The sequence below is a fragment of the Faecalicatena orotica genome (assembly GCF_003149245.1).
Lineage (GTDB): Bacteria > Bacillota > Clostridia > Lachnospirales > Lachnospiraceae > Faecalicatena_A > Faecalicatena_A orotica.
The window spans coordinates 104,215-129,068 of the sequence record NZ_QGDL01000002.1; the positions used below are offsets into that span (position 1 = coordinate 104,215).

General features: G+C 45.8%; 22 protein-coding genes. 11 read left to right on the top strand and 11 right to left on the bottom strand.

All coding sequences use genetic code 11. From position 1 onward, the window contains the following. Positions 1-63: 63 nt before the first annotated feature. The 4 genes from A8806_RS04330 to A8806_RS04345 all read right to left on the bottom strand — a co-directional run bounded on the left by A8806_RS04330 (position 64) and on the right by A8806_RS04345 (position 5,950). A complete protein-coding gene (locus A8806_RS04330; protein WP_109729959.1) occupies positions 64-1,500 on the bottom strand; it encodes a sugar ABC transporter ATP-binding protein in 1,437 nt (478 codons plus the stop codon). A gap of 5 nt (positions 1,501-1,505) precedes the next feature. Then, positions 1,506-2,483, bottom strand: a complete 978-nt coding sequence (locus A8806_RS04335) for a sensor histidine kinase (RefSeq protein ID WP_181368578.1) — start codon at positions 2,481-2,483, stop codon at positions 1,506-1,508. 10 nt (positions 2,484-2,493) lie between these two features. After that, complete coding sequence (locus A8806_RS04340) at positions 2,494-4,083, bottom strand: response regulator transcription factor (protein ID WP_181368579.1); 1,590 nt, start codon at positions 4,081-4,083, stop codon at positions 2,494-2,496. A 118-nt stretch (positions 4,084-4,201) separates the two neighbouring features. Further along, entirely contained in the window at positions 4,202-5,950 is a 1,749-nt protein-coding gene (locus tag A8806_RS04345) for an FUSC family protein (RefSeq protein ID WP_109729962.1), read from the bottom strand. A 211-nt stretch (positions 5,951-6,161) separates the two neighbouring features. Here A8806_RS04345 and A8806_RS04350 point away from each other — a divergent pair, with 211 nt between their 5' ends. Together A8806_RS04350 and A8806_RS04355 are read left to right on the top strand one after the other, a co-directional pair. Next, complete coding sequence (locus A8806_RS04350; protein WP_109729963.1) at positions 6,162-6,608, top strand: MarR family winged helix-turn-helix transcriptional regulator; 447 nt, start codon at positions 6,162-6,164, stop codon at positions 6,606-6,608. Between the two features lie 116 nt (positions 6,609-6,724). After that, a complete protein-coding gene (locus A8806_RS04355; protein WP_109729964.1) occupies positions 6,725-7,648 on the top strand; it encodes a DMT family transporter in 924 nt (307 codons plus the stop codon). Here A8806_RS04355 and A8806_RS04360 read toward each other — a convergent pair. The 6 genes from A8806_RS04360 to A8806_RS04385 all read right to left on the bottom strand — a co-directional run bounded on the left by A8806_RS04360 (position 7,611) and on the right by A8806_RS04385 (position 14,878). Beyond that, positions 7,611-9,689, bottom strand: a complete 2,079-nt coding sequence (locus A8806_RS04360) for a GGDEF/HDGYP domain-containing response regulator (protein ID WP_109729965.1) — start codon at positions 9,687-9,689, stop codon at positions 7,611-7,613. The two genes, A8806_RS04355 and A8806_RS04360, sit on opposite strands and share 38 nt — an antisense overlap. Before the next feature lie 12 nt (positions 9,690-9,701). Then, complete coding sequence (locus A8806_RS04365) at positions 9,702-10,055, bottom strand: Hpt domain-containing protein (RefSeq protein ID WP_181368580.1); 354 nt, start codon at positions 10,053-10,055, stop codon at positions 9,702-9,704. A gap of 11 nt (positions 10,056-10,066) precedes the next feature. Continuing rightward, positions 10,067-10,882, bottom strand: coding sequence for a Cof-type HAD-IIB family hydrolase (locus A8806_RS04370; RefSeq protein WP_109729967.1), 816 nt, complete (start codon positions 10,880-10,882; stop codon positions 10,067-10,069). 2 nt (positions 10,883-10,884) lie between these two features. Beyond that, a complete protein-coding gene (locus A8806_RS04375; RefSeq protein WP_109729968.1) occupies positions 10,885-12,255 on the bottom strand; it encodes a UDP-N-acetylmuramoyl-tripeptide--D-alanyl-D-alanine ligase in 1,371 nt (456 codons plus the stop codon). Between the two features lie 9 nt (positions 12,256-12,264). Beyond that, a complete protein-coding gene (locus A8806_RS04380; RefSeq protein WP_109729969.1) occupies positions 12,265-13,323 on the bottom strand; it encodes a D-alanine--D-alanine ligase family protein in 1,059 nt (352 codons plus the stop codon). A 106-nt stretch (positions 13,324-13,429) separates the two neighbouring features. Further along, a complete protein-coding gene (locus tag A8806_RS04385) occupies positions 13,430-14,878 on the bottom strand; it encodes a nicotinate phosphoribosyltransferase (RefSeq protein WP_109729970.1) in 1,449 nt (482 codons plus the stop codon). Positions 14,879-15,238: 360 nt separating this feature from the next. Here A8806_RS04385 and A8806_RS04390 point away from each other — a divergent pair, with 360 nt between their 5' ends. The 6 genes from A8806_RS04390 to A8806_RS04415 all read left to right on the top strand — a co-directional run bounded on the left by A8806_RS04390 (position 15,239) and on the right by A8806_RS04415 (position 19,965). Beyond that, positions 15,239-15,508, top strand: a complete 270-nt coding sequence (locus A8806_RS04390; RefSeq protein WP_109729971.1) for a hypothetical protein — start codon at positions 15,239-15,241, stop codon at positions 15,506-15,508. Between the two features lie 30 nt (positions 15,509-15,538). Next, positions 15,539-16,330: a class I SAM-dependent methyltransferase gene (locus tag A8806_RS04395; protein WP_109729972.1), complete on the top strand. Its 792-nt coding sequence runs from the start codon at positions 15,539-15,541 to the stop codon at positions 16,328-16,330. A 250-nt stretch (positions 16,331-16,580) separates the two neighbouring features. Further along, entirely contained in the window at positions 16,581-17,519 is a 939-nt protein-coding gene (locus tag A8806_RS04400) for a DUF1177 domain-containing protein (RefSeq protein WP_109729973.1), read from the top strand. Between the two features lie 49 nt (positions 17,520-17,568). Further along, the gene (locus A8806_RS04405) at positions 17,569-18,246 is read left to right on the top strand and encodes an AroM family protein (RefSeq protein ID WP_109729974.1); all 678 of its coding nucleotides are present in this window, start codon (positions 17,569-17,571) and stop codon (positions 18,244-18,246) included. A 19-nt stretch (positions 18,247-18,265) separates the two neighbouring features. Then, entirely contained in the window at positions 18,266-19,210 is a 945-nt protein-coding gene (locus tag A8806_RS04410; protein ID WP_109730224.1) for an aminopeptidase, read from the top strand. 80 nt (positions 19,211-19,290) lie between these two features. Then, entirely contained in the window at positions 19,291-19,965 is a 675-nt protein-coding gene (locus tag A8806_RS04415) for an aspartate/glutamate racemase family protein (RefSeq protein ID WP_109729975.1), read from the top strand. A gap of 20 nt (positions 19,966-19,985) precedes the next feature. Here A8806_RS04415 and A8806_RS04420 read toward each other — a convergent pair whose 3' ends face one another. Further along, positions 19,986-21,389, bottom strand: coding sequence for a Sapep family Mn(2+)-dependent dipeptidase (locus A8806_RS04420; protein WP_109729976.1), 1,404 nt, complete (start codon positions 21,387-21,389; stop codon positions 19,986-19,988). A 237-nt stretch (positions 21,390-21,626) separates the two neighbouring features. On the opposite strand from A8806_RS04420, the gene A8806_RS04425 reads away from it, so the two are divergent. The 3 genes from A8806_RS04425 to A8806_RS04435 all read left to right on the top strand — a co-directional run bounded on the left by A8806_RS04425 (position 21,627) and on the right by A8806_RS04435 (position 24,846). Next, positions 21,627-22,652, top strand: a complete 1,026-nt coding sequence (locus tag A8806_RS04425; protein ID WP_109729977.1) for a LacI family DNA-binding transcriptional regulator — start codon at positions 21,627-21,629, stop codon at positions 22,650-22,652. A 250-nt stretch (positions 22,653-22,902) separates the two neighbouring features. Next, positions 22,903-23,907: a Gfo/Idh/MocA family protein gene (locus A8806_RS04430; protein WP_109729978.1), complete on the top strand. Its 1,005-nt coding sequence runs from the start codon at positions 22,903-22,905 to the stop codon at positions 23,905-23,907. A 105-nt stretch (positions 23,908-24,012) separates the two neighbouring features. Next, positions 24,013-24,846, top strand: coding sequence for a sugar phosphate isomerase/epimerase family protein (locus A8806_RS04435; protein ID WP_109729979.1), 834 nt, complete (start codon positions 24,013-24,015; stop codon positions 24,844-24,846). Positions 24,847-24,854 lie beyond the last annotated feature (8 nt).

Here is a 24,854-nt window from a genome sequence, read left to right on the forward strand (position 1 = left end):
GCAATGCTAAGAAAATGCCGGCATTGCGCTTTCTTTTTTGCGGGTGCATGGAACCGGACAAAATTATGGTATATCACGACTGCCGTATACATAAGATTTCACGTCCTGCACAAAAGAGGCGGAATCCGATTTATGAAAGAAGCGGTAATCGGCAGAATTCCGGATAACAAGAAGAGAATCCGCAAAATACAGGCAGTCATAGAGATTCGAAGATAGTATGACCAGTGCTGCACCGGATTTGTTAATGTCATTCAGTACGGGATAGATTTCCGGCCTGTCGGAGTCTGTTACATTCAGGTCAGAGATCAGCATCAGCTTTGGATTCGCCAGCTGCCATCTAAGGAGTACCGATTTCAGAAGTACGTCTGTTCCATTTGCGCTGTTCCCATTCATTTTTTCCAGAGATGAGTGGATACAGTAGTTAAAAAGTTTCTTGTTAATGATTCCGGCTGTACTGATTTTATGCAGGATGGGGAGAGTCAGGTTATCCCTTAGTGAAAGTTCCCGGAAAAAATAGTCCTCGATTCTGGAAATGGAGATCGGTGCCAGTCCATTTTTGACGGCGGAGGAATAACTCGTACAGGTTTTGCCGTCCAGTTCATATGGAAAATATCTGGTAAACAGGTCGTAGATATCGTCGATATTAGAACCATTATAATTAAATACACACAGGCATTCCTGATGGTGAAGCTCCATCCTAGGCAGATCTGCAAAAAGGCATGACCAGTCAAGAGAGAGAAGTATTTCTTCCTTCGGATAAGATTTTTTTGCGTTGGTGATATGCGGATCATCCCCCAACATCATAGAGGAGAGCAATTTATCACTGTATTCAGTGTGGTATAGAATATTGGTGATCTCATAATTCTGTGTTACAAATATGCGGTCCGACATCTGGGTAAGGAGGGAGGGGCCATTTGTAAAAACAAGAAATGTGACTCCCCGGTCCTGCAGCAGCTTGATAAGATCAAGTAGCAGGCAGAGCTCTGCGTAAGTGTAGTACTCCACAATATTATCCAGTATAATCAGCTTTGCGGAGGAGACAAATGCCTTCGCAAGCAGAAGCAGGTGCTCTTCTGCGGCGGTCAGTTCCGAAACTGGTGTGTCGATATTTACTGGCAAATTCAGCTCATCCACTAAATCGGCTGCGGCTATTCGGGCATGTTTCGAATTATACAGAAAGTGTGGAAATGAGCATTTGCGGAGTGAGAAAATATTATCTGTAATGGAGAGCGCAGGAACAAGATGCGCGTATCTTGAAATGCTGTAAATATACTTAAGTGGCGTACCTTTTGAAAGGGAGACCGTTTTTTTATCCGGAAATGTCAGCCTGCCATTCATCTGGTGATTCTTATATGCATTCTTCAGTGAATCTACAGAGAGAGAGGAAGAACTACAGATGGAAATGAGCTCATTTCTATAGACAGAGATATTAAGAGCAGAGGCAGCACTGTCGCGCCCACCGAAATACAGATTTTCGATCTGAAGTAAATGTTCTCTCATAAGTTCTACATCTCCTTTTCTTTCAAGATTTTAGGAATCGTAATCTGCACATCAGTTCCGATATTTTTCGTACTGAAAATGTGAAGGTGGAATCTGCTGCCGTAGAGCAGGCAGATCCGGTTATTAATGTTATTCAGGGCGATATTCATATGTTTTTTCTGAACTTCCGGGCTTTCAAAATGGTTGTTCTGGAAATTTAGATTGATCTGATCCAGCTTCTCTTTCGGAATTCCAACCCCGTTATCTTTCACATGTAAGACGATGGTAGAATCGGTTTCGAAGATATTGATAGAGATCAATCCACCACTTTCATAGCTTTCAATGCCGTGTATAATCGCATTTTCAACGATCGGCTGCAGTGTGAGCTTGGGAATCTGATAGCGGGTGATGCTATCAGATTCCAGAGAAACTTCATACTGTATCCTGTTGCCGAAGCGGAACATCTGAATCTTCATGTAGGAATCAAGGTTCTGCAGTTCATCCTGTAAAGATACAATATTACCTTTTCTCGAAATACTGTAACGGAAAAAAGAGGATAATGTTTCAATCATATCAGCAACGAAATAAGCGCCATCACAGAAAGCCCTTCCCCTTATGGAGTCCAGTGTGTTGTAAAAGAAATGCGAGTTGATCTGTTTGGACAGATAATCTATATTTTTGTCGGAGAGGGCACTCTCAATGGAATGCGATTTTTCATAAGAAGCCTGAAGATAATCGTTGATCAGGCAGAAATCTGCATTATCTTCGGGGAGCCATTCATCGCTTAGTATCCTGTGGCTCGAAAAATGCAGATACAGCGTTCTAAGCGGCAGGAGGATCAAAGGCACGGCCAGCAGATAGGACAGCACTAGAAGAAATAGGCAGAGCACTCTGATTTTTCCTAATGGAACCAGAATATATAGGAGTATGCTTACAATATTTACAATGAAAAATACCAGTAGTTTTTTATAAAAGGGTCCCATTTTCAATAAAAGCTTTTTCATAGCAGTCACCTCAGTTCGTATAAAGTTTCCGGTACTGGGAAGGCTTGATTCCAACAGTTTTCTGAAATACTTTACTGAAATATTTGGAGTCCTGATACCCGACCATACTGCTGACATCAGCAATAGAGTATTGGAGATTTTTAAGCAGCTCTTTTGAACGCTTCATCCGCATGCCTGTTATGTAATTACTGAACGTTTCGCCCGTTTCTCTTTTGAAGAGGGCGCTGAAATAGGAGGGATTGATAAACAGCACCTCAGCTACATCATTGAGCGTGATATTCTGGTCGATGTGATCGTATATATATTGCTTCGCGAGACTGATATACCGGCTGTCTTTGCTGTATTGAAGCTTTTCGTAGGAAGTAATTTCTTTAATCATGATATGTTTCATACTTTGCACAAGCTCTTCTTTTGATGTGGAATTATGTATTTGCGACACATATTGTTTCCTTGGAAATGTAAAATTTTCTTCTGTTTTGTTATAAAGGTCGGTCAGGTGCTCGTCCAGAAGCTGTATCAGGCTGATGAACAAATCAAAAATGGAAACAGGGCTTACGGACTCGTCTGATATTTCCTGTAAAAGCTGTGAAATCGCCTTTTCGACCCCCGCTATATTCAGTGTGTCTATGTAGGTGCCGAACTGGTCCAAAAGATGGGACTTATTCAGCTTCAACCGAAAACGGGACAGTCCGTTGTAATCGATCATGCGGTCCTTACCGAGCGTGATGCGGCTCATTATGGCAATGCGGGCCTCTTGGAAGGAAACCTGAAAAAGGTTTACGGACGTGGAGGAAATTCCCATTGTAATATAACAATAGCTGTAAAACTTATTCTTTAAAGTTTCAAAAATAGAGGCAAGTGAGCATGCCAGATCTTCTTCAGATGCATAGTTGATCAAAAGCATAATTTCGTCAGCCTCTATGATTCCATATGTTACGAGCGGATAATCCTCCAGCTTCAAGGTGATAAATTCGTAGATCTGTTTTAGCAGGATCTGGTATTGGGGAAGAGTAAAAAGTTCCTTCGTATCCGGCTTTATGGAAATCACTCTATAGTGATCATGTACAAAGTGGAAGCCATACTGCCGGTTAATTTCTTCGAGGGGCTGCCGTGCCGACAGGTCCGGTGATAAATAGAGCATCTTTAAAAATTGCTCCCGGGAAAGTGCAATGTTCGTTTTTATTTGCTGTTCCAACATTACTTTGTAATCCTTGCTGGTTTGTTCTTTCTCAATGCGGTGGATGATCTGGACCAGATTGTCCGTTAATTCCTGCTTGTTGATTGGCTTTACAAGATAATTCTCGACACCGTACTGGATTGCCGAGCGGGCATATTCGAATTGCTTGTGACCGCTGATCAGGATAAAGTTGGGGAAGATCCCTTCCTCCTGAATCTGTCTTACAACATCAAGACCGGATAATCCGGGCATCTTAATGTCGATAATAACAATATCGGGTTTACGGGAAATAATGGCCTGATATGCCTCGGAGCCGGACTGACACTTACCAATCACTTCAATATTCAGGGCATTCCAGTCAATCAGCTTTTCTAATAGATTTAAAATATTAATTTCGTCGTCTGCTAACAGTGCGGTAAACATAGTGACCTCCTTCGTTTGGATATAAATAGTATAACAAAATAAAAGAAGGAAATCAAAAAATAGATACAATATAGAGCGGAAAACGAAAGCGATAGTTTTGGCAGTGAAAAAGCCCCGATTAAAATATCGGGGCTTTTTCATGCTCGGGTATATGGACTCTGTGTGCCTGACGCACCTTATTCCGGAATTTCGCCAGCAGTTCAGAGCTGCCTTCCCATTTTTCCAGACATGCATTAGCAGACAATTTCTCTTCAAGCAGATGTGCCTGAATAACAAGATTATAATACAGCTGTGCATCTGCTGATACGGACCGGCATATTTTGGTCAGTAGCTCTGTGACGGTTATGTATCTCTTCCAGAGCTGTCTTGTCGCCTTGGCCCGGCTGTAGGGGAATATCAGGCAGTTGGCCAGATAACCGATAAGGGCACCGGCCAGTACGTAGCAGATACGGATTACGAACATACCACCTACAGCCTGAAAACCAAAACTACTCATAAATACAGCCCCGCCCAGTGCGCCGATTGTGGAACATGCGAAGGTTTCCGTATAATCAGAAAAATAGAAGGAAATATAACCGGACAGCATCATGGCGGCTGTACGTCCCGCAGGGGAGGGGATCAGGGAATATATGATAACGGAGATGGCGCCCCCGATCAAGGTTGCGAGGATACGTTTCTTTATTTTTACCGGAACATCATCTGCGTAAGGCAGGGATACGGAAGCAAGTGTAAATAGAAGCCATTTCCCGTGAGGGAGTCCAAGGAACTGGACAAGTGCTGTTGCGCAGGAGAGGAGCAGTGCGGTACGAATGGCATAAACGGCTCGTACAGGGCTGTAGTCCAGAGCCGCATAAAGCTGTGTTTTCAGGGAGAGGGCGGTCCTGCGGTAGTGGATTCTCCGTTTGGGATCGGTCATGTGCAGGAGCTTATTACGTGTATATGAAAGCGTCTGGTAAAATGTAAGGGCAGTTTTTGTATCTTCAGAATCTGCAGTGTCACAAGTGGATGATTCAGACAGCCCTTCCTGTGTCAGCTCCGGTATGGTTTGGTTTTCAGAACTGAGAAAGGCGCGGAAAATGTCCAGCCAGGACTTCGTATGGATCAGGAGAGTTCTGTTCCCGGAAGAGAGTTCCTGGGGCATCTCACTGATGAGCAGGAGCAGGTTTTCCAGACCCCGCCCGGCATCAATCATGGAAAAGCTGGCATCGGAGACACAGAGTATCTTCTTCCTTCGGTCATATACGGTCTGGCTCAGGCGGCACAGCCTGCGTCTGGTTTCGGAAAAATCCGGCTGCTCCCCGGACTGGTCCAGCCGGAATGAAATCATCTTTCCGACATCGTCGATCATTTCATTTAATACATCATTTGCAGTTTCGGCCACCCGTTTCCTTCCCATAAAGAGCTGATACAGGATAATAGACAGTGCCCCTGTCAGCATGCCGTAAAGCCGCATGGGCAGATGGCTTAACTCAACCGGTGAGATAAATACAAGGAAGAGGTAGGATAAAATATACGGAAAATATAAATGGCTGGAATATTCATATGTAAATGCATACAAAATGAGTGCTATCGTGATAAAATTGACAGCAAAACCCGGTATAGCAGGGAGAACCGTCACCAGACATGCTGCTATTGCCATCCAAACAAGAACCGCCGACTGGACAAGAAAATGCCGAATCGGTGTGGCAGTGAGGTCCCGCACCATCGAGGCGGACATCATGATCGTGAAGATTACGCCGACGATGGAGTTTTCAGGGCCGAAAACAAATTGAAAGATATTGACATAGGCAATGATAAAAAGGAAGCTAAGAGTACTGAAGCGGAAGTTATCCTTTATCACTGCTGGAATTTTGAATTTTTTGCTCATGAATGATTCACTCTCCTGTTTGAATTAATTTTGAAAGAAGATCAGGCTTTCTATGGATTAAATAGAGGCGCGCTTGAATTTTAGTGGTTTCTATTATATAATCAGTAAAAGTTAACCTACAATGATAGTCATATTTTATTTACTAATTAAAAAGCATAACACTTCCCCACATGTTTGTCAAGATACCGAAATGGTAACAAAAGGAGAGCTTATGAAAACGAAAAAATTGTCTGAAGAACTTGTCCGGAGTCTTCTGAGAGTATTTCCGGCTTGGAATTCGAAACTGGTACGGCCGTTCAGGGAGTCACTGAATAAGGAGATGAGTCTGGAAACCTACTACTGTCTGGAGACTGTCAGAAAGTATGAGAGCACCACAATGACAGAACTTGCACAGCAGTTAAAGGTTCCCAAACAGCAGGTGACGAAGCTGATCGATAAGTTGTGTGATCATCAGTTTGTGGAACGTGTCCATGACGAGAAAGACCGCAGATCCGTCCGGATATGCCTGACACCACAGGCAGTGGAATATCTGGATGAATATTACCTAAAAAATACAGGATTTATCCAAAAGCTCGAGGAAAAACTGACAGAGGAAGAACTGCGGAGATTGAACGAGGCAATGAAAGTGCTGGAAGAAATACTGCCCGGGCTGGATTAGGCCGGGAACAGTCAGGGAAAAATGTAAAAGATGGAGTCTGGAAAAACATGGATGGAGGTGCTATACTGGACAGTGCGTGAAATTGTATTACATAAGAGTAAAGGATGGAATGAGAGATGAACTCGAAATTAAAAAATGATGCACTGTTAGTATTGACCGCATTGATCTGGGGAAGTGCGTTTGTGGCTCAGAGTGTTGGAATGGATTATATGGGGCCGTTTACATTTAATTCCCTGAGATGTCTGATGGGAGGTCTGGTACTCCTGCCTGTTATATGGATCATGGGAAGAAAGGACCCCAAAGACCCGGCATACCGGCCGGATTCACGAAGTATAGAGGAAGGCCAGAAGAAGCGTGGAGATAAGAAGATACTCTTAACCGGCGGCCTTTGCTGTGGTATTGCCCTTGCAGCTGCAAGCTCCCTTCAGCAGATCGGGCTTGTCTATACCAGTGCGGGAAAGGCCGGGTTTATTACGGCGTTATATATTCTGATCGTGCCTGTGCTCGGGCTGTTTCTTGGAAAAAAGGTCGGGCTTAAGACATGGATCGGCGTGGGACTGGCCATTATCGGGATGTACTTTTTATGTATAAAGGAAGGGTTTTTTATTTCTTATGGGGACTTTCTGGTTATGATCTGTGCATTCATTTTTTCATTACATATTTTAATTATTGATTACTTCTCGCCAAAGGTGGACGGTGTAAAGCTTTCCTGTATTCAGTTCTGGGTAGCCGGAATTTTGTGCGCTGTGCCCATGATTATAAGTGAGAAACCGACTTTTGAGGCAGTGGCGGCTGCATGGCTTCCTCTGCTCTATGCGGGGGTTCTCTCCTGCGGGGTTGCCTATACGCTGCAGATTATTGCACAAAAAAATACGGACCCCACGGTGGCTTCTCTGATCTTAAGCATGGAATCCGTATTTGCGGCGCTTGCCGGCTGGGTACTGATAAATGAAACTTTGTCACCGAAGGAAATTTTCGGCTGTGTGCTTGTATTTACGGCGATTATTCTGGCACAGCTCCCTCAAAAGCGGCCTGCATAGTGCCGTCATTCCGGTATATTGTACAGCAGTTTTTCCCGCTGTGTTTTGACTCATAAAGGGCCTGCCCTGCGTGGGTGAATAATTCACTGTAGGAGGTACCGTCCTTCGGATAAGCCGCCGCCCCGATACTGATGGTATATTCCGTCCCCTGATAACACTGCTTTAGGGCAATGGAAAGCATGCGGCAGTACATTAGCATAAATTCTTCAGATACGACCTCATGCAGGTATACCATGAATTCGTTGCCGCCTACACGGGCGGCAATATCCATTTTACGGATATTATTTTCGGCCAGTCTGGCTACATGTTTCAAAATCTGATCCCCGAACAGATGGCCGTTATTTTCATTCAGCTCCCTGAAATTATCCAGATCGAATAAAATCATTAAGCCCGGCGCCTGATTTCGGGTCTCCAGAATATGGCCGACAACTTTTTGGGCAGCATCTCTGTTAAAGAGATTCGTCAGCGAATCTTTCTGTGCCAGTTCTTCGAGGCGTCTGCCTTCGATTGTCTGCCGGTGTATATTTGCAATTCTGCCTACACAGCTGTACAACTGTTCATTCTGGTCGTCATTGGACCATAAAGTCCGCCCGACGATTTCATACCACTCTTTGGAACCATCCGATGTCGTCATGATAAGCTGCGTCTGGAAAGTAGGGGATGCAGGGCTTGCGGAATAAACAAGTTCTGTCAGTTTCTGAAAATCTTCCTTATCGATGATTCCCCGCAGATTGTTGTGAGAAAATAATTCAGTGACAATAGTCGGAATATTAAATTCGTCCCGGCACCTGTCTGAAAAAGTTATGGTGTCTGTACTGAAGTCATATTCAAACAATACTTCATCCGTAATGGAGGTAAGAAACTGATATTTTGTCCGTTCCTGTTCTAACAGGAAAAGTGTCCGGTCGGACAGCTTGACACCTTTTTTCTGAACAATTTCCCGTGAGAGCTGGTTAACATCGAAAAGATGGCCGGGGTCCTTGCTCCTGAGCTTGACTGCCTGCTCCAGATGGCCGCTGACTTCTTTCAGGCATGCGATAAGCTTTGGGTTGAACATGCCGCATTCTCCGTTCAGAATCATCTGTATTGCCTGCTCATGTGTATAAGGCGGCTTATAGACACGCTCACTTACGAGTGCATCGTAAACATCTGCAAGGGAAACAATCTGGGCCGCGATAGGGATATCATCTCCTTTGAGATGGTCCGGATAGCCGTTGCCATCCCAGCGCTCATGGTGCCAGCGGCAGATCTGCCGCGCATATTTCACGAGTTCTTCATCGTTGCCGAACCTTAAGTTTTCAAGCATTTCCGCACCGCATGCAGAATGCGTCTTCATAATCTCGAATTCTTCATATGTCAGTTTTCCGGGCTTGTTAAGGATTTCTTCTGGAATCTCGTTTTTACCGATATCGTGCAGGGCAGCTGCATTGGAAATCAGGGCGATATGGGATTCATCCATACTATACTCCTGATAACGTTTCCTGAGTGCCTCCATCAGAATCTCTGTGATGATCCGGATCCTGATGACGTGCAGGCCGGATTCACCGTTTCGAAATTCAACGATCGTACTTAAAATATTGATCATGAGGGCATTATTCCGCTCTTTTTCGATGACCTGCTCCTTAATCAGCGACTCCAGTTCCTTCTGTTTTGAATACAGGATAATTGTATTCTTCACACGCTGGGTTACAATACTTGGGTCGAAGGGTCTGCTAATGTAGTCCACGACACCATATTCGTAGCTTTTTTCTATATATTCAGCAGAATTTTCAGAAGAAATAATCACGACAGGGATTGTTTCATGCCAGTGGTTTTTCTGCATGAGGGCAAGGACATCGAACCCGGTCATTTCAGGCATGATCAGATCCAGCAGGATCAGGGATATGGATGCATCATTATGCTTTAGAATCTCAATAGCTTCTTTCCCGTTACATGCTTCGACGATATTGTAATCGTCCTGGAGTATATCTGACAGTAAACAGCGGTTGAGTTCTGCATCATCTACGATTAGAATCGTTTTCTTTTGTACAGTGCTTTTCATTGACGCGCTCCTTTAAGATATCAGATTTTTGATGGTTTCGTATTCGGTCTTAACTTTCTCGTATTTTTTTTCCACTTCATCAGGGTCCAGTGTCTCAGCAGTCAGGGGTCTTAGATAGGCGGACAATTCTGCGGCAGCTTCTGCAAGAGGGGTCAGCTCCAGATTCAAAGAGAGTCCTTTGAGCGTGTGGGCAGCCTTGAAGGCTTCCTCATAATCTCGTGCTTCCAGTGCTTTTCCCAGGCGGTCAAAATTGTTATCCTTTAAGAATAAGTGCAGATATTTATCAATCAAATGTTCACGCAGAAGTCTTCTAAGTACAAGATTATAATCAACACCGATTGTTTCATAAAATTTTTGAATGTCCATATTCAGATGCCTCATGTTTCTTTCATAAATTTTTCGATTACATATAAAATTCCGTCTTCATCATTCGAGCGAGTGATAAAATCGGCGCTGTCCTTCACGATTGGCTGCGCATTTTCCATAGCAACTCCGAGTCCCGCATATTCGATCATGGACAGGTCATTGTAGCCGTCCCCGCAGCAGATCATCTGGTCCGCAGTCAGGCCCAGACTGCTTAAGAGTTTCTGGAGGGAGTAGGCTTTATCTATGTTCTGTGGCATAATTTCAAGGAAATAAGGCTCAGAACGGTAGATATTCAGCAGCTTGTGAAAACGTTTTTTCAAATCTTCCATTGCTTCTTCTATCACGGCCGGGTTGCCGGTGATCAAGAGTTTATTTACAGAAAAGGTAAGGTGTCCTGTGAAATCATCCATATGTACGACAGGCATCTTATTTATATAAGATTCCTTTTCGGTATACTCGTTGCAGGCAATGCCTGAAATGATATCAGGCCCTTCATAGGTGATGATATCCAGTCCGGGATAGGAACAGGTAATGTCATAAACCGGTTTCAGTACATCCCGGGGCAGTGTGCGGTTATAGAGGAGCTGGCCGTCGGAACATCTGGTGATACGTGCCCCGTTAAAGGACAGGATGTAGCTTCCGTACTTTTTAAGCTCCAGTTCTTCGGCGAGCGGCAGCACACCGTTGATGGGGCGTCCGCTTGCCAGTACTACTTTTTTCCCTTCTTCCTGAATCTCGATCAGAGCTTTCTTGGTAGGCGGTGTGATTTTCTTTTCAGAGTTGGTCAGCGTGCCGTCCAGATCCAGTACCAGCATTTGATATTCCATAATTACCTCGTTTTAAGCGCTTCTACCAGCTCGGGAAATTCCATCCCGTGAGAAGCTTTTATCAGAATTGTATCGTTTTCGTTGATGACAGAATCCACGCTGTTCAGGAATTCTGCTTTGGTATCATAGTGGTAAATTTCCATACCTGTTTCCAGAGAAGCAGCGCCGCGGGCGATCTCCCGGGCCAGATCACCGATACAGACAAGCATGTGGATTCCGGCTTTTGCAGCATATTGGCCGATCTCATTGTGCATCTCACATTCTTTCGGCCCCAGCTCGAACATATCACCAAGTATAGCAACAGTCCGTCCGTCTGCCTTTGAAAGGACATCAAGGGAAGCCTTCATAGAAGCTGGATTTGCATTGTAGCAGTCATCAATGATCGTCAGGTGTCCGGTTTCAATCAGGTTGCTGCGTCCGGCCAGAGGAACTAAAGCCTCAATGCCTTTTTTAATTCCGGCATCATCCATTCCCAGAACCCGTCCGACTGCAATCGCGGCGAGTGCATTGTATACCATATGTGAGCCGGGGATGGAAATATGTGCGGTAAACTCGGAATCCGGAGTGCAGAACAAGGCTGTGGTTCCTTTTAAACCGAGATTTTCAATGTTTTCTGCATAGTATCTGCATCCGGGGTTCAGGCCAAAGAAGATCGGGTCGATCCGGTTGGCAGGAGTTACAGTGGAAAGCATATCATCGTCACCGTTTAAGACAATACTTCCGTTTGGATTCATATACAGGAACATTTCAGTCTTGGCCTTTAGTATTCCTTCACGGGACTTCAATTGTTCAAGGTGTGCGCATCCAATATTCGTAATTACACAGATATCAGGACGGGCAATCTTGGCGAGCCGTTCCATTTCACCGAAATCGCTGATTCCCATTTCTAAGACAGCCACCTCATGGTCCTCGCGAATCTTGAATACGGTCAGCGGCAGTCCGATTTCATTATTAAAGTTGCCCTCTGTTTTCAGGACTTTAAATTTCTGGCCGAGAACAGATGCAATCATTTCCTTTGTGCTAGTCTTTCCCACACTTCCGGATATTCCTACGACCTTGACATGAAGAGAACGGCGGTAATGCTCTGCGATATCTTTTAAAGCCTGCACACAGGAATTTACCATAATATAAGGGTAGGAAGCACCCTCGATCCGTTTTTCAGACAGGGCGCACAGGGCGCCGTCGCGGATGGACTGGGGGATAAACATATGACCGTCAACGCGCGCGCCTCTGATGGCAACAAACAGACAATCCTTTTCAATTTTACGGCTGTCGATGGTGACACTGCTGACTTCCTTATAATAGCAGTCTTCATCCCCATAATAAATTCCGCCGCATGCAACGGCGATTTCTTTTAACGTCATATTTTTCATAGCGTACTCCTATTTCTGGTATCTTGCTTCCAAAGACTTCTGGATGATCAGTTCGCACAGATCACCATATTCAATCCCCATTGCTTTTGCTTCTTTCGGCAGGAGGCTTGCCGCTGTCATTCCCGGAAGGGTATTCATCTCCAGACAGTAGAGGTTACCTGTATCATCAAGCAGGAAATCTGCCCTGCTGTAGACATTTAGTTTCAAGGCATGGTAAGCCTTTACAGTAAGTTCCATCATCCGGTCAGAGATGTCGCTGCTGATGTCGGCCGGGCAGACCTCGTTGGTTGCACCGTCCTGGTATTTATTTGCATAATCGAAGAAACCGGTCTTCGGGATAATCTCAATTGGCAGAAGCGCTTTGCCGTCGATTACCCCACAGGCGAACTCCCGCCCTTTGATATACTCCTCGATCACGACTTCATCTTCATATTTAAAAGACTTCTTCAGGGCATCCTTATATTCCTCTTCGGAATTCACAATATAAACGCCGATGCTGGACCCCCCTGAACAGGGCTTCACAACAACCGGCAGGGTAAGTCCGAGCGCTTTGAGTGAATTCTCCTTCACTTTCTTATGAAGGCTGACGCCTGCCGGTGTATCAATCCCTGCCTGCAGGAACACCTGCTTCGTAAAGCCCTTATCCATAGCCACGGCACAGCCGAGAGAATCCGGTCCCGTATACTTAATGCCAAGCAGGTCAAAAGTAGCCTGAAGCTTGCCGTTCTCGCCTTCACCTCCGTGGAGCCCGAGAAACGTAATATCAGCCATACGGCAGAGCTCGATCACATTCGGCCCGAGGAAACAGTCCGACTGGTCCGGGCGCGAAGCCTTAACAGCTTCAATATCCGGCTCCGTAGTACCTACATTTTTCGCAATCTCAAGTCCGTGTCCCGGAAGCGTAAACACCTCTTCCAGTTTATCTATATCATACGGGAAACCAAGAAACACATCCAGCAGAAAAACATCATGCCCCTTTGCCAGCAGCGTCTTGCAAATCTCCGCGCTGGAAGAAAGAGACACATCACGTTCCGTGCTGAGTCCTCCGGCTAAAACTATAATCTTCATAAATAAATCTCCTTTTTCATAGGGGTCTGACCCCTTTGCTCTCCATTTTCAGAATATTCTAATGTTATTAATCGTATGTTAAATTCACAAAATTCACAGGGCCGGTTTACCGGCTCAGGTCATCCAATAATGCTGCTTTTGTGTCATACAGTTTTTGTGATAAATCAACATATACGCGGTGCGGGTAGAAGAGACGTTTTGTCTCGTCCCACAATGTTTCCTTTTCGTGTCTGCAGTACTCTGCAATTTCCATGACAGACGGGGAGGTGTAAATGCATTCTCCGTGTATAAATATTGGCTTTAATATCTCACGTATCGTGTAAGTCCCGCCCGCAAGCCGTGTCTTCTTCCAGGTTGCATTCGGATCGAACAGCAGCAGTTCTTTGGATGTGTCATATGTCTCATCCGCGAAACAGATTAAGTCGGCGCGGATTTTGCCAGTCTCTTTATCATATACACGGTAGATTGTCTTGTTGCCCGGATTCGTGATCTTTTCTGTATTTTCAGAAATCTTGATCTTAGGTATGAATTCACCTTCTGCATTCTGGATGGCAGCCAGCTTGTACACCCCGCCGAAAGACGGGCAGTCTTTCGAAGTGATCAGGTTCGTGCCAACGCCCCAGGAAGTGATGGCTGCGCCCTGCATCTTCAGATCGTGGATCAGCATTTCATCCAGATCGTTTGAAGCTGCGATGACTGCATCCGTAAATCCGGCCTCATCCAGCATCCTGCGGGCCTGCTTGGACAGATAGGCAAGGTCCCCGCTGTCCAGACGGATACCGTAATGCTTGGAAATAATTCCTTCTTCCCTCATCTCCCGGAAAACCCGGATCGCATTTGGCACACCGGACTTCAGTGTGTCGTAAGTGTCCACAAGAAGAGTACATGCATCAGGATATAACTTTGCGTATTCCTTAAATGCGGTATATTCGTCTTTAAAACTCATGATCCAGCTGTGCGCATGGGTTCCCATAACCGGAACGTCAAAAAGCTTCCCAGCCAGAACGTTGGAGGTGCCGACACATCCGCCGATCATGGCAGCCCTCGCACCGTAAAGTCCCGCGTCCGGTCCCTGAGCGCGCCGAAGCCCGAATTCCATGATGCCGTCCCCCTGTGCTGCAAACACAACACGGGAAGTCTTGGTTGCGATCAGGCTCTGGTGGTTAATGATATTTAAAATCGCAGTTTCGACAAGCTGTGCTTCCATAATAGGTGCAATCACTTTCACAAGCGGTTCCTTCGGGAAAATCACAGTCCCCTCAGGAATTGCATAAATACTTCCACTGAAATGGAAGCCGCTTAAGTAGTGCAGGAAGTCTTCACTGAAAATGCCAAGGCCTCTCAAATAGTCTACGTCTTCATATGAAAAATGGAGGTTCTTGATGTAGTCGATTACCTGTTCTACCCCTGCCATAATGGAGTATCCGCTCTTATTCGGATTCTCGCGGAAAAACACATCGAATACAACCGTTTCATTCTCCTGAGTTTCAAAGTAGCCCTGCATCATCGTCAGCTCATACAGGTCTGTCAGCAATGTAAGATTCTGCGTACTCATAATATTCTCCTTTTTACCTTATTCTGCAGCAAACGCCGCAGATTCATCCACCTGCACGGCATGTATTGCAGGATGCCGGAGGGGAAATGTGCAGTATATGCACGGGAACAGTATACCATGAACACTAGATTCGAAAGAACCTCATCAAGTGTTCAGGTATGCATTTTCACTAAGCTCGATAAAACCTCGCTAAGTGTAAATAGTATACCACAAATACAAAAATCGTGAAAGTGCAAATACTTTGGTTACTGTTGTGGTTTACGCTCCCAATTTATATAAAGCAAGTGACTTTATCTGTTCATAGTGATAAAATGTGAATAACAAGATGCCCATGTTCGCAGGAAGAAAAGGAGGACGAGGATGATTACAGTATTTAACCGCAAAGAATTGGTAAGTACATACAATATGGGGGAACAGTCGGAAATACGAAACATTTTGTCGCAAAATAAGATTGACTATGATATTAAGACTATAAACAGAAAAAGCCCCTCCCCGATGGCGGCAGGCTCAAGGGCTCATACGGGGACGTTTGGTGAGAAACTGGAATTGGAGTATGAGTACACGATTTATGTAAAGAAAGAGGATTATGATGAGGCATCATATTTAATAAGAGATATAAAACCACGCTAAAGGCGGCAAATAAGGAGGGAGATACGAGATATGATTCAGAATGAAAATATAGATCACGGTAAGGCTTTCGACTGGGGGCGTACGTCATCTGATTATGCAAAATACAGGGACATCTATCCACAGGAGTTTTATCAGAATCTGGTCGACTTGGGCTTGTGTGTGAAAGGCCAGAAGGTATTGGATATCGGAACGGGAACAGGTGTGATTCCGCGCAACATGTATCGGTATGGAGCCGATTTTACAGGAATTGATATCTCGGAAAATCAGATCAGCCAGGCTGCCGCTCTTGCGAAAGAATGCGGCATGGATATAGACTTTCACTGTACGCCTGCCGAAAAATGTGGTTTTCCGGACGGGACGTTTGATGTGATCACTGCCTGTCAATGTTTTACCTATTTCAATCATGAAGAACTTGCGCCTCTCATCTGGAGAATGCTGAAACCCGGCGGAAGGTTCATTGTTCTGTACATGGCGTGGCTCCCGTTTGAGGACATGATTGCCGGAAAAAGTGAGGATCTGATTTTAAAATACAACCCCGCCTGGACGGGCTGCAAAGAGCGGAGGCATCCGATTTCCATACCAGATGTGTACGGAACATATTTTACAATGGAAAGTGAAAAGGTTTTTGATATACAGGTGCCTTTCACAAGGGAAAGCTGGAACGGGCGGATGAAGGCGTGCCGTGGCATCGGGGCCTCTTTGTCAGAAGAAGAGGTTGAGAGCTTCGAAACGGAGCACAGGGCCCTGCTTAAGGAAATTGCACCTGAGGAGTTTAATATCCTTCATTACACGGCGATGACTGTTTTAAAGAAAAACGTCTAGTATTTCCAGAGTGGGGCTCTGGCGATGAAGGACAACTTATATGATTGTGCACCGTGCACAAAAAGAGCACTGAGATTTGTCAGTCATGAATAAGGACTTTCGCTATTTAAAATGATATACTGAACCTAAGGCGCCAATGCAGGGCATTACCGGATGTGGGGAAACGACCGCACATTCCGGTGGCCTGCATTGGCTTTTTGTTTTAACGGAATTCTAAATTTTAGAAGAGATGAAAAAGGAGGAACAGGAAATGTTAATGAAACAGATTATCGATGCGTATGAGGTATTGGACAGCAGCTTTGTAACGGGAAAAAAGGTGGAGGAATATCTCCGTGCTATCCAGCCGGATGCGGACATTACCGTTTACGAGCTAAAAGGACCGAAAGGAACTACAGACATGCTGAAGGTGAGAATCCCCGGCAGCAATGGCAAGGCAAAGGGGGGGACGGCTCCGACGATCGGACTTCTCGGTAGGCTTGGCGGAATTGGTGCACGCCCGGAAAGGATCGGATTCGTATCCGACGGGGACGGCGCACTGGCAGCTGTAGCGCTGGCGGCAAAGCTTCTGGATATGCAGAACAAGGGGGATGTACTGGAAGGAGATGTATTTATCTCTACACATATCTGCCCGCATGCACCGACGGCGCCGCATGATCCAGTACCGTTCATGGGCTCTCCTGTAGAGATGTCCCAGGTAAATAAAGAGGAAGTTTCCGATGACCTTGATGCAATCCTTTCCGTGGATACGACCAAAGGAAACCGCGTTATCAATACGAGGGGATTCGCGATTTCCCCTACTGTAAAAGAAGGATATATCCTGCGCACATCCGATGACCTGCTGGACCTGATGCAGATAACGACAGGAAAACTGCCATATGTATTCCCACTGGCAATTCAGGATATCACTCCATATGGAAATGACCTGCACCACTTAAACAGTGTGCTCCAGCCATGTACGGCAACCAATGCGCCTGTAGTCGGTGTTGCAATTACGGCAGAAACAATGGTGCCGGGATGTGCAACCGGGGCAAGCCATGCGTCAGACATAGAGGAAGCGGCACGCTTCATGCTGGAAGTTGCAAAAGCATTTGGCAGGGGGCAGTGCAGGTTCTATGATGAAGAGGAATTTGAAAGAATGCAGAAACTTTATGGAACAATGAAACATTTCCAGACACTTGGAAAAGAATAATGTTTCAGTATGAAGAACCCAAAGTGATAAAATGCAGGAGGGATTCGGTATGAAGATAGGTGCAATTACAATCGGGCAGTCACCCCGGGTGGATGTGACTGCAGATATTATGGATATATTTGGCGGCAGGATCGAACTTGTTCAGGCAGGCGGCCTGGATGGCCTGACAAGGGAACAGATTGCCAAGTTTGCTCCCGGGGAAGGGGACTATGTGCTTGTGTCAAGGCTGAATGACGGGAGTTCCGTGACATTTGCCGAGCGCTATATTCTCCCGCGCCTTCAGGAAGCGATCGACAGGATGGAGGAGGACGGATGCCGGCTGATCATGGTGTTCTGCACCGGCAGCTTTCCAGAGACACTATCGGCAAAGAACATCCCGCTTATCTATCCGTGCGAAATACTGGACCGGCTTGTCCCGCTGATGAGCAAGAAATCCAATATCATCTGTATGACCCCGTCCCCGCTTCAACTGGAGCAGACAGAGAATAAATGGAAAAATTATGTCAAGCAGGTAAAATCCATAGCCGCCTCCCCGTACGGAGACTGGGAGACTTTGGAGAAAGCAGCAGATGAGGCAAAAGAAATGGATGCCGATCTGATCGTTTTGGATTGTATTGGGTATACTCAAAAGATGAAGGATATGTTCGCAGAGAAGACAGGGAAAATGGTTGTCCTGCCGAGGACGCTTCTTGCGAGAGTTGTATCTGAACTGACGGATGTGAAATAACATGAAAGAGGAGTTAGACATGAATGAACTGGTAAATATTGCAGAAGGCATCCTGAAATCGTGTCTGGATGCGAAAGAGGGGGAATCTGTGCTTGTTGTAACAGACGACAGCAGGAGGGAAATCGGCGAAGCATTTTACGATGCCTCGAAGAATCTTGGATGTGAAGGCATGATCCTGATTATGAAAGAGAGGACCGTGAATGGCGAAGAGCCTCCTAAGGTCGTTGCGGAGGCGATGAAGGGGGCCGACATCGTGATAGCGCCTTCAGCAAAGTCGCTGACCCATACAAATGCAAGAATCCAGGCGGCTGCGGCCGGGGCAAGGGTGGCAACCATGCCGGGGATCACGAAGGAAATGTTCAGCCGGGGAGCGATGACTGCCGATTATAATGAAGTGGAAAAACTCACGGACAGAATCACTGCAATGCTGACGACAGCAGAGACGGCACGCATTGAAAAAGCAGGGAAGGTGTTGAATCTTTCCTTAAAAGGCCGGAACGGGGTGCCGAGTCCCGGAGTTTACAAGTGTCCCGGAAAATGCGGCAACCTTCCGTCGGGAGAAGCGTATATTGCCCCGCTGGAAGACGGCTCGGATGGGGAAATGATCATAGACGGTTCTATGGTCGGCATCGGAAAACTGGATGCCCCGCTGGAGGTAGTGGTTTCCGGGGGAAAGTTAAGGTCTGTGACAGGCAAAAAGAGTGAGAATCTGGACATACTGCTGAAATCGGAAGAAAACGCCACACTCTGCGAACTGGGGATCGGAACGAATGAAGCCGCTGTCTTAAATGGCATTATTCTGGAAGACGAAAAAGTATACGGGACCGTCCATATAGCATTTGGAACAAACACGTCATTTGGAGGGACCAATAAGGCAGAGTGCCATATGGATGGGATTATTTTGGAACCGACACTCTATCTGGATGATATACTCGTTATAAAAGACGGAAAGTTCATGGTGTAGCAAAAGCAGGAGTTACTGTGCACGGCAGAAGGGGGGCACAGTAGCAGGGCCGGAAACATAATACGGCCGGAAGGGAACATATGGAGACATTTAAAGTAGGATTAATCCGCGTATTGACAACGGAAGATCAGGAAGTGCTTCTTGCACACGGAAAAACGATTATGGAAATATTTCCCGGAATCGAGGTAGAGACGAAATGTATACCTGATCAGTATGAGGGAATACACAGCGAAGAACTGTGCCGGATAGCCATTCCTAAAATTGTTGAGACGGCAAAGACATTTCAGGATGCAGATATGCTGATCGTGAGCTGCGCGGATGACCCCGGTGTAGAAGAAATCAGAAAAGAGATACCGGGCATCCCGGTAACGGGCGGCGGAGAGACAACGGCCGCACTGGCGCTTAAGTACGGAGAAAAAATCGGGGTTCTGGGAATTACGGACTATGCCCCTGCCGCATACAGGCGTCTGCTTTATGGGAAAATGATCTTAGGGAAGCCGGACGGGGTAGATAGTACTTTGGATCTGCTGACCCCGGAGGGAAGAGCCAGTACTCTAAAGAAAGGCATGGAGCTGAAAGAGCAGGGCGCGCAGGTAATCGCACTGGCCTGCACGGGACTCGGGACGATCGGAATTGCCGGCGAACTGGAAGAAACAACGGGGCTGCCTGTCATCGACCCGGTCATAGCAGAGGGGTTATTCGCGTATTTCGAAAAGGTACGCCGGTCTTCACATCGCATCGGCCAGCGGCAATGATGGCCACTGAGCGAAAATAATTACTGAACAGAAATGGGGGCAGTGAACAGGCGGTACATTGCCTCCAGACAGATTCTTGAGTGCTTTAAGTAATGCCCCAGTTCGATATGTTCATTGGGACCATGTGCATTGCTGGGCGGCTCATCCGGAAAGACAGGCCCGAATGCGGTAACGGTATTGCGGGCATGTCTTGCATAGGTTCCGCCGCCAGTGGAATAGATATTACAGTTTTCTCCGGTAACGGCCCTATAGGCGTCAGACATTGCCGAAATCATGAAGGATTCCACGGGGATATGAAGCGGTGCCATATGCTTTATTTCTGTAACGGTTACCTGATATGCAGCGGCATTTTGCCTAAGCTGATTTATAATCATTTCTTTTGAAGCAGTGGCGGGATAGCGGATATCAGCTGATATAAGCTCCGTGCCATCCTGCACAGCAACTATCCCGGCATTTAAAGTCAGGGGGCCGGATTCCTTGTCGGCCATTCGGATTCCCAGTGAGGAACCATCATATTCCAGCCCGATTTTTTCAGCGGCAAATGTCAGTAACAGTCCTAATTCATCCCGCGTAAATACCTCATATAACAGATGTATGAGTTTCGATGCTGCATTTTCTCCCAGTTCAGGTTCTGCACCGTGTGCGGCTTTCCCGACAGCGTTAAGGAAGGCGAGATCCCCCTCTTTTCGGATGGAAAAACCGGAATTTCCCTGAATGGCGGCCTTTAACTTGTCATACTGTATATTAGAACAAAAAATTTCTGCATGTGCCTTATCCGGAACTGCATTTACAGCAAGTCCTGCATGGAAAGACTTGACAACGCTGCATCTGCTGTGTGGGACAGAGAAGTCTGCACACAGGATTCCTTTCTCGCTGCCGCAGATTCCATAGGAACAGTCCGGAGTAAATCCCATTACGGGATATCCACGTTTGCGGTAATACACATCCAAATCGTTGCTTCCAATCTCTTCACCACAGCCAAATACCGTGCGGAGGCAGTAATTGCCTGCAACGTGTGCGTCCTTCAGTGCCTTGAGTGCATAGAGAGAAGCTATGGCGGCGCCCTTGTCATCAGCCGTACCCCGTCCATACAAAAAGTTTCCTTTTTTCACCATTTCATAGGGGTCTGTATTCCATCCGTCCCCCGCGGGAACGACATCGACGTGGGTTAAAATATCTATGTATGAATTTCCGGTACCATAGCTTGCCTCTCCTGCATAATAATTCACATTTGCAGTTGTAAGCCCAAGCCTCCCGGCCAGATTCAGAATGTAATCGAGTGCCTCCCTGCATGGCTGGCCAAATGGTTTTTGCCTGGAGGAGGTATCACATACAGAAGGGATAGAAACTAATGCGCCAAGGTCTGCCAGCATATCGTCAAAATATTGATCTATCTTATGACCAAATAACATCTGATTTTTCATAAAAAAATTCCTTTTGTCAAAATGAAAAAATGTTTAATAGTACCGTTGTAATAGAAACTTAAAAAAATGTTGACAAAATAGCAAACAATGTTCATGATTAGTACAAAACAATATAAAAATATAGTATCATAGGGAAGAAACTCGTGCAATTCATAATTTTGTATAATGAGATTCTAAAAAAGGATGTCTAAGTGCTGAATTGGCAGTAGGAAGAAAAGTAAGTGGGAGAAGAGTACAATGGCGGTAACATTACAGCAGATTGCCGATAAAGCGGGTGTGTCCCGGGGGACTGTAGACCGTGCTTTGAAAGAGCGCGGGCGGATCAATCCGGAGGTGGCTGCAAAGATCAGGAAAATTGCAGATGAGATGGGATACCAGCCGAACAGAGCGGGAAGAGCGCTGGCGATGGCAAAGCACTCGATCAAGATCGGGATCATCATACAGTCTATGGAAACCCCGTTTATGCAGGGGGTGCTGGAAGGGGCAAAGGACGCGAAGCAGGAAGTTGAGCGCCTCGGCGCCACGGTAACTATCAGGAAGATATCAGAGCTTGATTCTGACAAGGTTATAGCGGCAATGCATAAGATGAAGGGGGCAGGTTACAACGGGATCGGCCTCGTCGCGTCAGATGAAGAAAGGCTGGCCGATACGATCGACCAGTTTACAGAAGAGGGCATCTCTGTTGTTACATTCAACTCCGATGCAGCAGGAACAAAGCGAATGTGTTTCATCGGGCAGAATGCGGGACAGAGCGGAAGAACGGCGGCCGGCCTTATGGCGGAAATTTTGCCGGATAATGCAGTTGTCCAGGTGATTTCAGGCTATGCGTCCAATCAGTCCCACAAGGAGCGTGCGGAGGGGTTTATCAATGAACTGAACCAGTGCAGGCCGGATGTTAAGCTGCTTGGAATCCGGTATGCTTATGATAATGACAGGGCGGCGGCAGAGATTACACAGGAAGTTCTAAAAGAACATAAAGAATTAAACGGAATCTATCTGGCAGCCTCCGGTGCGAAGGGCGTCTGCCAGGTGATTGGGGAGAAGGGACTTAAAGGAAGTGTAAAAGTGATTTCCAATGACATCACGGATTCCAACATCGAGTCACTTAAGAACGGGACGATTCAGTTTATTCTGGGACAGGATGCTTATTCACAGGGCTACAGGCCGGTCATGGTGCTGTTTGACAAACTGTTTGACGGAAAGGACCCGGAGGAAGAATACCAGTATACAGAGATTGTGATAAAAACAAAATATAATATATAAATCTCCCTGAGGGGATCTGGTTAAATTTAACAAAGAAATGTGCAAAAAGCATTTTTTCAGCAGTGGAAAAAGTCATTTTGCACATTTTTTTTGTTTATTAATTGTCAAATAGTGAAGTTGAATAAAAATGGAGATTAAAATTTGTGCAATTAAACTATTGCGTACACGTGCCCGCAATGATATTATACAATCACAGAAACAAAAACAAGAACACATCATAAAACAAACAAGATGAAAGGTGGAAACAAAAATGTTAAATGTAGGAGTAATCGGATGCGGCGGAATGGGAAGAGATCATATCCAGAGAATCACAGAGAGAATTCAGGGGGCACAGGTAACTGCTGTATCAGATGTATTTGAGGAAGGTGCAAAGAAAGCTGCCGGGATTGCAGGCGGGGCAAAGATTTACACAGACGGGAAGGCGCTGATTCACGATCCGGATGTAGATGCAGTATTAATTGTATCGCCGGGATTTGCACATGTGGATGACCTTCTGGAGGCGATTAAAGCCGGAAAAAGAGTATTCTGCGAGAAGCCGCTGTGTACAACGGCAGATGACTGCAGAAAGGTTATGGATGCAGAGGTACAGTCAGGAAAGCATCTGATCCAGCTCGGGTTCATGCGCCGTTACCACAAGGGGTACAACCAGATCAAGGACGCGATTGCGACAGGAGAGTATGGTGAGCCGCTGATCATGCACTGCACACACAGGAATCCAGAGGTTGGAACAAACTATAACACACCAATGGCAGTACACGACACCGTGATCCATGAGATCGACCTTTGCCACTGGCTTGTAGATGACGACTATGATAGCGTTCAGGTGATCATGCCAAAGGTAACGAAGTACTCACACTCCGAACTGAAAGATCCACAGATTATGCTTATGCGTACAAAGAGCGGTATCTGCATTGATGTGGAATGTTTTGTAAACTGTAAGTTCGGGTATGATATCAACTGTGAAGTTGTCTGCGAGGACGGCGCACTAAAGATGGGAACACCGATGGCTCCTTCTGTCAGAAAGAATGCACAGTGTTCTACAGAAATCACAACAGACTGCTTCGTACTCTTCAAAGACGCATATGATGCAGAGATCCAGAACTGGGTTGACTGTGCGGCAGCAGGAGTAATTGAAGGGCCAAGTACATGGGACGGCTACCTTGCGGCTGTTACGGCAGATGCACTCGTAAAGGCTCAGGAAAGCGGGGAGATTGAAAAAGTTGTAACCGTTGAAAAACCAGAATTCTATAAATAATTTTTTTGAATAACGCGTGCACGTGTACGCTAAAATAATTAGGATATTAAAATAAATCAATATAGTAGTCTCGGGAAGAGAACTCGTTGACAGGAGGATATGAAAATGAAAATAGGATTTAATGAAGCAACAGCACTGGAGTGTAAAGGACAGTCTTTAATGGCAGATTTGGAAGCATGTGAAAAATATGGTTTTGATTACATAGAGATTCGTTTTGACTGCATCAAGGATTACCTGAAGGACCACACACTGGAAGAACTCGCTGACTGGTTTCAGAACCACCATCTGAAACCGTGGGCTTACAACACCCTGATCTACTTCAACCAGAGAGATGAGGAGGGTGTAAAAGAGATCGATGAGGAAACGGATTTCATTATTAAGGTCTGCAATGCAATTGATATGAAAATGCTGATTACCGTACCTCAGTTTGACGTAAAAGACAAGAGTGTTTCAGAGATCAGGGAAGAGGCTGTACAGAGACTCCGTTATCTTTCCGACAAGGTCGGCTCTGGCATCAAAATCTCCTTGGAATTCTGTGGTGCTCCAAACTGCTCTATTAATCAGTTCGGAACAGCCTATGATGTCGTAAAGGCTGTAGACAGAGACAATGTAGGTATTACGGTAGATACTTTCCACTTCCACGAAATGTGCTCAAAGCTCGAGGACCTTCAGAATGCAGACGGAAAGAAGATTTTTGCATACCACTTGAATGACTGTGAAGACCTGCCGCTTGGTTCCTGTGGAGATGACAAGCGTCTCTGGCCGGGAGAAGGCGTTGTGGACCATGCAGGGATTGCAGCTGCATTGAAATCAATCGGATTTGACGGTGTATGCACGATTGAAGAATTCCGTCCGGAATATTATGAGATGTCATTGGATGAAAATGTGAAGAAGGCAGCAGAAGTAACAAAAGCATTCGTGCAGAAATATTTCGGATAGGACATTAG

What these genes read in the sequence shown, in the direction of transcription:
- A8806_RS04390 (WP_109729971.1), top strand. Translation starts at nt 15,239, where the DNA reads ATGATTACAGTATTTAACCGCAAAGAATTGGTAAGTACATACAATATG.
- A8806_RS04420 (WP_109729976.1), bottom strand. Translation starts at nt 21,389, where the DNA reads ATGAAAAATCAGATGTTATTTGGTCATAAGATAGATCAATATTTTGAC.
- A8806_RS04430 (WP_109729978.1), top strand. Translation starts at nt 22,903, where the DNA reads ATGTTAAATGTAGGAGTAATCGGATGCGGCGGAATGGGAAGAGATCAT.
- A8806_RS04415 (WP_109729975.1), top strand. Translation starts at nt 19,291, where the DNA reads ATGGAGACATTTAAAGTAGGATTAATCCGCGTATTGACAACGGAAGAT.
- A8806_RS04375 (WP_109729968.1), bottom strand. Translation starts at nt 12,255, where the DNA reads ATGAAAAATATGACGTTAAAAGAAATCGCCGTTGCATGCGGCGGAATT.
- A8806_RS04330 (WP_109729959.1), bottom strand. Translation starts at nt 1,500, where the DNA reads ATGAGAGAACATTTACTTCAGATCGAAAATCTGTATTTCGGTGGGCGC.
- A8806_RS04385 (WP_109729970.1), bottom strand. Translation starts at nt 14,878, where the DNA reads ATGAGTACGCAGAATCTTACATTGCTGACAGACCTGTATGAGCTGACG.
- A8806_RS04395 (WP_109729972.1), top strand. Translation starts at nt 15,539, where the DNA reads ATGATTCAGAATGAAAATATAGATCACGGTAAGGCTTTCGACTGGGGG.
- A8806_RS04425 (WP_109729977.1), top strand. Translation starts at nt 21,627, where the DNA reads ATGGCGGTAACATTACAGCAGATTGCCGATAAAGCGGGTGTGTCCCGG.
- A8806_RS04400 (WP_109729973.1), top strand. Translation starts at nt 16,581, where the DNA reads ATGTTAATGAAACAGATTATCGATGCGTATGAGGTATTGGACAGCAGC.
- A8806_RS04350 (WP_109729963.1), top strand. Translation starts at nt 6,162, where the DNA reads ATGAAAACGAAAAAATTGTCTGAAGAACTTGTCCGGAGTCTTCTGAGA.
- A8806_RS04370 (WP_109729967.1), bottom strand. Translation starts at nt 10,882, where the DNA reads ATGGAATATCAAATGCTGGTACTGGATCTGGACGGCACGCTGACCAAC.
- A8806_RS04360 (WP_109729965.1), bottom strand. Translation starts at nt 9,689, where the DNA reads ATGAAAAGCACTGTACAAAAGAAAACGATTCTAATCGTAGATGATGCA.
- A8806_RS04345 (WP_109729962.1), bottom strand. Translation starts at nt 5,950, where the DNA reads ATGAGCAAAAAATTCAAAATTCCAGCAGTGATAAAGGATAACTTCCGC.
- A8806_RS04365 (WP_181368580.1), bottom strand. Translation starts at nt 10,055, where the DNA reads ATGGACATTCAAAAATTTTATGAAACAATCGGTGTTGATTATAATCTT.
- A8806_RS04410 (WP_109730224.1), top strand. Translation starts at nt 18,266, where the DNA reads ATGAATGAACTGGTAAATATTGCAGAAGGCATCCTGAAATCGTGTCTG.
- A8806_RS04405 (WP_109729974.1), top strand. Translation starts at nt 17,569, where the DNA reads ATGAAGATAGGTGCAATTACAATCGGGCAGTCACCCCGGGTGGATGTG.
- A8806_RS04340 (WP_181368579.1), bottom strand. Translation starts at nt 4,083, where the DNA reads ATGTTTACCGCACTGTTAGCAGACGACGAAATTAATATTTTAAATCTA.
- A8806_RS04335 (WP_181368578.1), bottom strand. Translation starts at nt 2,483, where the DNA reads ATGAAAAAGCTTTTATTGAAAATGGGACCCTTTTATAAAAAACTACTG.
- A8806_RS04355 (WP_109729964.1), top strand. Translation starts at nt 6,725, where the DNA reads ATGAACTCGAAATTAAAAAATGATGCACTGTTAGTATTGACCGCATTG.
- A8806_RS04435 (WP_109729979.1), top strand. Translation starts at nt 24,013, where the DNA reads ATGAAAATAGGATTTAATGAAGCAACAGCACTGGAGTGTAAAGGACAG.
- A8806_RS04380 (WP_109729969.1), bottom strand. Translation starts at nt 13,323, where the DNA reads ATGAAGATTATAGTTTTAGCCGGAGGACTCAGCACGGAACGTGATGTG.